Consider the following 7,232-nt stretch of genomic DNA (forward strand, 5'->3'; position numbering starts at 1 on the left):
AAACTAACCTTATATATTTCATTTAATTTTTCCGAAACATTTTTTCCAAAACTTAAAACAACCTATTTTTGCATAACAAACAAACACAACTACACAATGACAATTTTATTACTTGGTTCTGGTGGAAGAGAACATGCTTTAGCTTGGAAAATGTTACAATCTTCAAAATGTTCTAAACTTTTTGTAGCACCAGGAAATGCAGGAACAGCTCAAATAGCAACAAATATAAATTTAAACATTCTAGATTTTGAAGCTATTAAAACATTTGTAATAGAAGAAAAAGTTTCGATGGTTGTTGTTGGCCCAGAAGATCCTTTGGTTCTTGGGATTTATGATTTTTTTAAAAACGATTCAGCGTTAAAAGATATCCCAGTTATTGGTCCATCAAAAAAAGGAGCACAACTTGAAGGAAGTAAAGAATTTGCAAAAGAATTTCTAGTAAAACACAATATTCCAACAGCGGCTTATGATAGTTTTACAGCAGAAACGGTCGAAAACGGATGTGTTTTTTTAGAAACACTACAAGCACCGTATGTGCTAAAAGCAGATGGACTGGCGGCAGGAAAAGGCGTTTTAATTATTCACGATTTGGCAGAAGCTAAAGAAGAATTACGCAATATGTTAGTTCATGCTAAGTTTGGAAATGCAAGTTCAAAAGTGGTTATTGAAGAGTTTCTAGACGGAATAGAATTAAGTTGTTTCGTTTTAACCGATGGAAAAAATTATAAAATTTTACCAACAGCCAAAGATTACAAACGTATTGGCGAAGGAGATACAGGTTTAAATACAGGAGGAATGGGAGCTATTTCTCCAGTTCCGTTTGCGGATGCAATATTGTTAGAAAAAATAGAAAATAGAATTGTAAAACCAACCATTGAAGGTTTACAAAAAGATGGAATAGAATATAAAGGATTTGTTTTTATAGGATTAATAAATGTAAAAGGTGAACCAATTGTTATTGAATATAACGTGAGAATGGGAGATCCAGAAACGGAAGTTGTTATACCTAGATTAAAATCAGATTTAGTCGGATTATTTCAAGCTGTTGCTAATGAAAAATTGAATGAAGTTTCACTAGAAATCGATTCTAGAAGTGCCACAACAATTATGGTTGTTTCAGTTGGATATCCTGAAGATTATGAAAAAGGAAAAATAATTTCTGGATTAGAAAATGTAGAAGAGTCTATCGTTTTTCATGCAGGAACAAAGACTGAAAATAATCAGGTTGTGAGTAATGGTGGAAGAGTTTTAGCGGTGACTTCATTTGGAAATGATTTTCAAGAAGCCATAAAAAAATCTTATCAAAACATAGACAAGCTACATTTTGATAAGATGTATTTTAGAAAAGATATTGGTTTCGACTTACTTTAAGAAAGAGTGAGCCGTAGTATCTTGGTTTTCTTCGTTATTGTCTTTGTGAGATTGTAATTGTTTTGTCCAATACCAAGTGTAGTAACAACAAATAATTATAAAAGCCCACGAGATAAGATTAGCTAACCACCAGTTACTAAGTTCTAGAGAACGTAAAACATCGTGAAGTGCTAAAATAACATTGTCAAATAACCATTGTATTCCTTCAAAAAATGATTTCATCTTTTTTATGTATTATATTTACAATGACAAAAATATAAAATTTACTCATGATAACAAGCGTTTTTAGTAAATCTCGACCAATAAATTATATTTTAACAACCACATTGCTGGTTTTATGTTTCTTATTGTTTCAATTTCAATCTAATTTCAATACCATTTCTACAATAGAAATAGGAAAAAAAATTATTTTATTATTCTTACTGGTTGGTTCTTTGTACATAACAAATTTTATCACAAAAAAGAACGGATTAAGTAAAGACAATAGCTACACGTTTTTTTTATTTTTTATTTTTCTAATTTTATTTCCCAAAACATTATCTAACGGATCATTAATTATCTCAAACTTGTTTATTTTATTGGCATTGCGAAGATTAATATCGATGCAGTCATTAATCACGCCAAAAGAAAAAATATTTGATGCTTCATTTTGGATTTTTACAGCAACGTTGTTTAATTTTTGGTGTATTTTATTTATAATATTGGTTTTTGTATCTATTATTTTTCACGTTTCTAGAGATTATAGAAATTGGTTCATACCGTTTATTGCTTTTTTTACAGTTTTAGTAATTTCAGTTCTCGGTTCTTTAATTTACAATCCAAATCTTATTCAAAATTATTTGACACAAATTGTAGTAGATTTTGATTTAAAATATATAGAAACAATTTTTCAGAATATTGCTCTTTTTATATATGTTATAACTGCTTTAGTAGCTTTTGTAAGTATGATTTTTATATTACCAAGTAAATTATCTAATTTACAACCTTCTTATCGAAAAATGATTTTAGCATTTATTATTGGTCTTGTAATTTTCTTTATTTCGCCTAATAAAGATAATAGTTTTTTAATTTACACTTTTGTACCAGTTTCTATTATGTTAACAAACTATCTTGAAACAATACATAAATACTGGATAAAAGAAACAATGTTAGGAATTATAATAACAGCCAGTATTCTAACTTTTATTTTTCAGTTGTTATAATTTATCACCGTAAGCTAAGTCACCAGCATCACCAAGGCCTGGAATAATATAGTTTTTCTCGTTTAATTTTTCGTCAAGAGCAGCAACCCATAAATGACAATTTTCGGGAAGATTCTCTTCAAGAAATTTAATTCCTTCTGGAGCAGCAATGACTACCGCTATATGAATTTCTTTTGGTTTTTGTTCTAAATGTAACTTATGTAAAACAGCAACCAACGATTGTCCAGTGGCCAACATAGGATCTATTAAAATTAAGTTTTTCCCTGCAAAAGATGGAGCTGCTTGGTATTCGACTAAAATTTCAAAAGCATCATCATTATTATAATGATGTCTGTAGGCGGAAACAAAACCGTTTTCGGCACTATCAAAAAAGTTCATAAAACCAGTATGGAGAGCCAATCCAGCTCGTAAAATGGAGCACAGAACAACATTGTCGGCAATAGTAGTCGTTTTTTTTATTCCAAGTGGAGTTTGAACTTCAATATCTTTATATGATAAAGTTTTACTTAATTCGTATGCCATTATTTCTCCAATACGCTCAATATTTTTACGAAAACGCATGCTGTCTTTTTGAATATTTACATCACGTATTTGTGCCAAAAAATGGTTAAGAATACTGTTTTGTTCTGAGATATAATGAATGTGCATTTTATGAAAATTAACTGTTAATTTGGTTTGATAAAGGTATAAAAAGTATATTTGTATTCAATATATTATTAAAAATTATGTTTTCACAATTTGCCTTTCCTATTTTTGAACAAAGTATTATTGATTATCACAAATTTGATGATGTTAATCAACCTATAAACAATCCATATCCAAAAGATCAAATAGAGCATTTGTTGTATGCTAAAAACTGGGTAGATACTGTTCAGTGGCATTATGAAGACATTATTCGTGATCCAAATATAGATCCAGTTGAAGCTTTGGTCCTTAAAAGAAAAATCGATGCTTCTAACCAAGTTCGTACCGATATGGTCGAATATATAGATAGCTATTTTCTTCAAAAGTATGCTTCGGTAAATGTAAAACCATCTGCAAAAATAAACTCTGAAAGTCCAGCTTGGGCATTTGATAGATTGTCTATTTTAGCACTTAAAATTTACCATATGAATGAAGAAGCAACTCGTGAAGAAGCTTCTGTAGATCATAGAACTAAGTGTCAAGAAAAACTGAATGTTTTGTTAGAACAAAAGAAAGATTTGACCACCGCAATAGATGATTTACTAACAGATATTGAATCTGGAGATAAATATATGAAAGTGTACAAACAAATGAAAATGTACAATGACGATGAGTTGAATCCTGTTTTGTATCAGAATAAGAAATAGTACAATTGTCCCAAATTAAACATATTCTAGTAATTCGGCTTTCAGCAATGGGTGATGTCGCTATGACGGTTCCTGTTTTAATAGCCTTTGTTTTACAATATCCAGAAGTTAAAATTACTGTTGTTTCAAGACCGTTTTTTAAACCTTTTTTTAATGCTATTCCTAATGTGAGTTTTTTTGGTGTCGACGTGAATAATCGGCACAAAGGATTTTTAGGACTTATAAAATTATTTTTAGATTTAAAAAAATTAAATATTGATGCTGTTGCCGATTTGCATAATGTAATCCGTTCTAAAGCGATTAGTAAATTATTCGTTTTGTTTGGAAAAAAAGTAGCCGCTTCAAACAAAGGGCGAGCCGATAAAAAAGCATTAACAAGAGCCGAAAATAAAATTTTTAAACCACTAAAAACAATGTTCAATGTGCATTGTGATACGTTTAAAGAATTAGGCTTTGATATTATTTTAAACAATCCAACGTTTCCAAATAAAGCCATTTTATCAGAAAAAATAATTTCTATTATTGGAAATAAAAATGAAAAATGGGTAGGAATTGCACCTTTTGCACAATATGAAAGTAAAGTTTATCCTTTAGATTTGATGCAGGAAACTATAAATGATTTGTCTAAAAATCATGATTGTAAAATTTTCCTTTTTGGTGGTGGTAATAAAGAAATAGAAGTTTTAGATTCTCTTTCAAAAGGAAATAAAAGTGTAATAAATATTGCAGGAAAAATTACTTTTCAGGAAGAATTAGACTTAATCTCAAATCTAGATATTATGCTTTCTATGGATTCTGGAAACGCACATATCGCAGCAATGTTGGGTGTAAAAGTGATTACACTTTGGGGAGCAACGCATCCTTTTGCCGGCTTCTCTCCATTTAATCAACCATTAGAAAATGCATTGGTATCTGATAGAGAAAAATACCCGTTATTACCTACGTCAGTTTATGGGAATAAAATAGTATCAGGCTATCAAGATGTCATGAGAACTATTTTGCCAGAAACGATTGTAAATAAAATACAAGAGGAGCTTAATTAAGCTCCTCTTGTATTTTTTATAAAAAAAAATATTATCTTCCAATATAGGTTACGTTAATTTCGCAAAAATTACCTAGAGCAGTACTTTTTCCGATCACATGCGAATTAGCTTCGGTAATATTGTCATCGGCAATTCCCCAGTATGAGGCATTTAAGTTGCAGGTTTGCCCAGCGGTTAAGCTTATAGTTGTATTTATATTTGTTTCATTAAAAAGCTCTAGATAATCTACCATAGTATCACTATTATAAAAACTAGTAGAGTGGTTGTATTTTTTATAGTCCGTTCCGTTTACCGTAAGCTTAAAATTTCCTTCTACGAATCCCACTTTTGCTGAATTGATATCAACAGTTCCAGCCCCAAGATAACCTGTAAATATAATTGAATATTTTCCCGTGTACGGAGCAACAAATGATTTTGCATTCAAATTTGGAATGTTTGTATAAGTAGATGCGCTTGTGGCTATTGCTAAATCTGAGTTTTGTGAAAATTTTGCATCAAAATAGCGATGTACTTGTGACACCCAATTAACACCATCCCAAAAGTAAATACCAGGAATTACACCATAGGTTCCAGCCGTAGTATTTGTATTAAAAACCATTGTTCCTATTTCTGCGACTGTGTTTGTTAAAAAAGCTCCAGTTGCAGGATTTTTAACAGGAGCAGCGACATTTGTAGCAGTTAGTACTACACGAGGCATAAGTAAACCATAATTATTTGCCCCAGCAACAACATCGAGAGCAGCATTTGGAGTTGTGGTTCCAAGTCCTACTTGGGCATTTAAAGTATTCATTATAAATAAGAAGAACATAACACAAGCGATTTTCACTTGAGCTTTAAGTTTAATAATTGTTAGAGACATAATAAATGTTTTGTTTTTGTTTGTTTTTTATTGAAATTTCGATAAAAATACAATCATTTTTAACCTATTATGCTAAAAATCAATAAACTCGATAAAAAAGCGAAATTTATCGGCTAAAAGCTTATTTCAATAAAAAAAGAAGCTAATTAGCTCCTTTTTTTATTGAAATAAGTGATATTAAACATCGTCATAATCTACTAAAATTTCACTCGATGTTGGGTGTGCTTGACAAGTAAGAATTAATCCTTCGGCAATTTCTTTGTCTGTAAGAATAGAGTTCTTTTTCATTTCTGCTGTGCCTTTTGTTACTCTTGCTAAACAACTACTGCATATTCCTCCTTGACAAGAATACGGAGCATCAATACCTTGTTTAAGCGCAGCTTCCAACAACGTTTGTTTGGATGACATTTCGAAAGTTGTTTCATCTCCATCGACAATAACAGTGATTTTTGTGTGGTCATTTTTACCAATGTCAATGGCGTTTTCTTTTATTGAAGCAGAAAACAATTCGAATTTAATATCTTTTTCAGGAACATTTTTTTCTTTAAGAACATCACTTACAGTATTAATCATTTCCTCGGGTCCACATAAGTAAAATTTAGAAAATTCTTTACCAGCATGTTTGTTGTTCATCACAAAATTTACCACAGATTTGTCAATTCTACCAAAAAGAGAATTGTCAGATTCAGATTGGCTATACACAAAGTGTACAAAAAAGCGACCTAAATAATGTTGTTGTAATTCTATTAACTGATCGTGAAATATTGTTTCTTGTGGTGATTTGTTTCCAAAAACCAATACAAATGAACTTTTAGGCTCTTGTATTAAAACAGATTTTAGGATTGACATAACAGGAGTAATTCCGCTTCCAGCAACAAAGGCTAGATAGTTTTTTTGTTTGTCAGCATTGGGCTCAAATGTAAACTTACCTTCTGGAGTTCCCACCTCAATAATATTCCCCACTTTTAGTTCATTGTTGGCAAATTTCGAAAAAAGGCCATTTTTTATAGCTTTAATTGCTACGCGAAGTTCACCACTATTTGGTGAAGAACATATAGAATAGGCACGGCGAATTTCTTCTCCGTCTAAAGTTAATTTTAAATTTACATATTGACCAGCATCAAACTTATAAAAATCTTTAAACTCGTTGGGAACATTAAATAGGATAGAAACTGCTTGAGAAGTTTCTTTTTTTATTTCTTGTATAGATAATTTGTAAAATGTAGACATGATTTAATTCTTTTTAGCAAAATTAATAAACACGATTGATATATTATTGTTACTAACAAAAAATTAAAAAAATACTTTATTTTCGGAATTTAAAAAAGAAACGTATTTTTACCAGTCATTAATACTAAATTTGATTTTTAGAAGTTAATGATTAAAATCTTTTACATTGAAAACAAACAGTTTAAAATATATTTCT

At 30.3% G+C, this 7,232-nt stretch carries 8 protein-coding genes; 4 read left to right on the forward strand and 4 right to left on the reverse strand.

What is annotated here, in order from left to right; all coding sequences use genetic code 11:
* The first annotated feature begins 96 nt into the window (after window positions 1-96).
* Window positions 97-1,371, forward strand: coding sequence for a phosphoribosylamine--glycine ligase (gene purD, locus ACKVOV_RS12485; protein WP_409207089.1), 1,275 nt, complete (start codon window positions 97-99; stop codon window positions 1,369-1,371).
* Here purD and ACKVOV_RS12490 read toward each other — a convergent pair.
* Entirely contained in the window at window positions 1,363-1,593 is a 231-nt protein-coding gene (locus tag ACKVOV_RS12490) for a DUF6341 family protein (protein WP_409207090.1), read from the reverse strand. The two genes, purD and ACKVOV_RS12490, sit on opposite strands and share 9 nt — an antisense overlap.
* A 47-nt stretch (window positions 1,594-1,640) precedes the next feature.
* On the opposite strand from ACKVOV_RS12490, the gene ACKVOV_RS12495 reads away from it, so the two are divergent.
* A complete protein-coding gene (locus ACKVOV_RS12495; protein WP_409207091.1) occupies window positions 1,641-2,573 on the forward strand; it encodes a DUF6427 family protein in 933 nt (310 codons plus the stop codon).
* On the opposite strand, the gene upp is transcribed toward ACKVOV_RS12495, so the two are convergent.
* On the reverse strand, window positions 2,568-3,221 hold the full coding sequence (gene upp / locus ACKVOV_RS12500; protein WP_409207092.1) for a uracil phosphoribosyltransferase: 654 nt from the start codon (window positions 3,219-3,221) through the stop codon (window positions 2,568-2,570). The genes ACKVOV_RS12495 and upp overlap by 6 nt on opposite strands.
* A 77-nt stretch (window positions 3,222-3,298) precedes the next feature.
* On the opposite strand from upp, the gene ACKVOV_RS12505 reads away from it, so the two are divergent.
* Window positions 3,299-3,904 (forward strand): DUF4254 domain-containing protein, encoded by a 606-nt coding sequence (locus ACKVOV_RS12505; RefSeq protein ID WP_409207093.1) that lies wholly within the window; start codon window positions 3,299-3,301, stop codon window positions 3,902-3,904.
* 47 nt (window positions 3,905-3,951) lie between these two features.
* Window positions 3,952-4,947 (forward strand): glycosyltransferase family 9 protein, encoded by a 996-nt coding sequence (locus tag ACKVOV_RS12510; protein WP_409207097.1) that lies wholly within the window; start codon window positions 3,952-3,954, stop codon window positions 4,945-4,947.
* A 31-nt stretch (window positions 4,948-4,978) separates the two neighbouring features.
* Here ACKVOV_RS12510 and ACKVOV_RS12515 read toward each other — a convergent pair whose 3' ends face one another.
* Complete coding sequence (locus ACKVOV_RS12515; RefSeq protein ID WP_409207094.1) at window positions 4,979-5,806, reverse strand: hypothetical protein; 828 nt, start codon at window positions 5,804-5,806, stop codon at window positions 4,979-4,981.
* Window positions 5,807-5,983: 177 nt separating this feature from the next.
* Window positions 5,984-7,036 (reverse strand): 2Fe-2S iron-sulfur cluster-binding protein, encoded by a 1,053-nt coding sequence (locus tag ACKVOV_RS12520; RefSeq protein ID WP_409207095.1) that lies wholly within the window; start codon window positions 7,034-7,036, stop codon window positions 5,984-5,986.
* Window positions 7,037-7,232: the final 196 nt, after the last annotated feature.

Origin of the sequence: Flavobacterium sp. (assembly GCF_046153165.1) — a bacterium.
Classification (GTDB): domain Bacteria; phylum Bacteroidota; class Bacteroidia; order Flavobacteriales; family Flavobacteriaceae; genus Flavobacterium.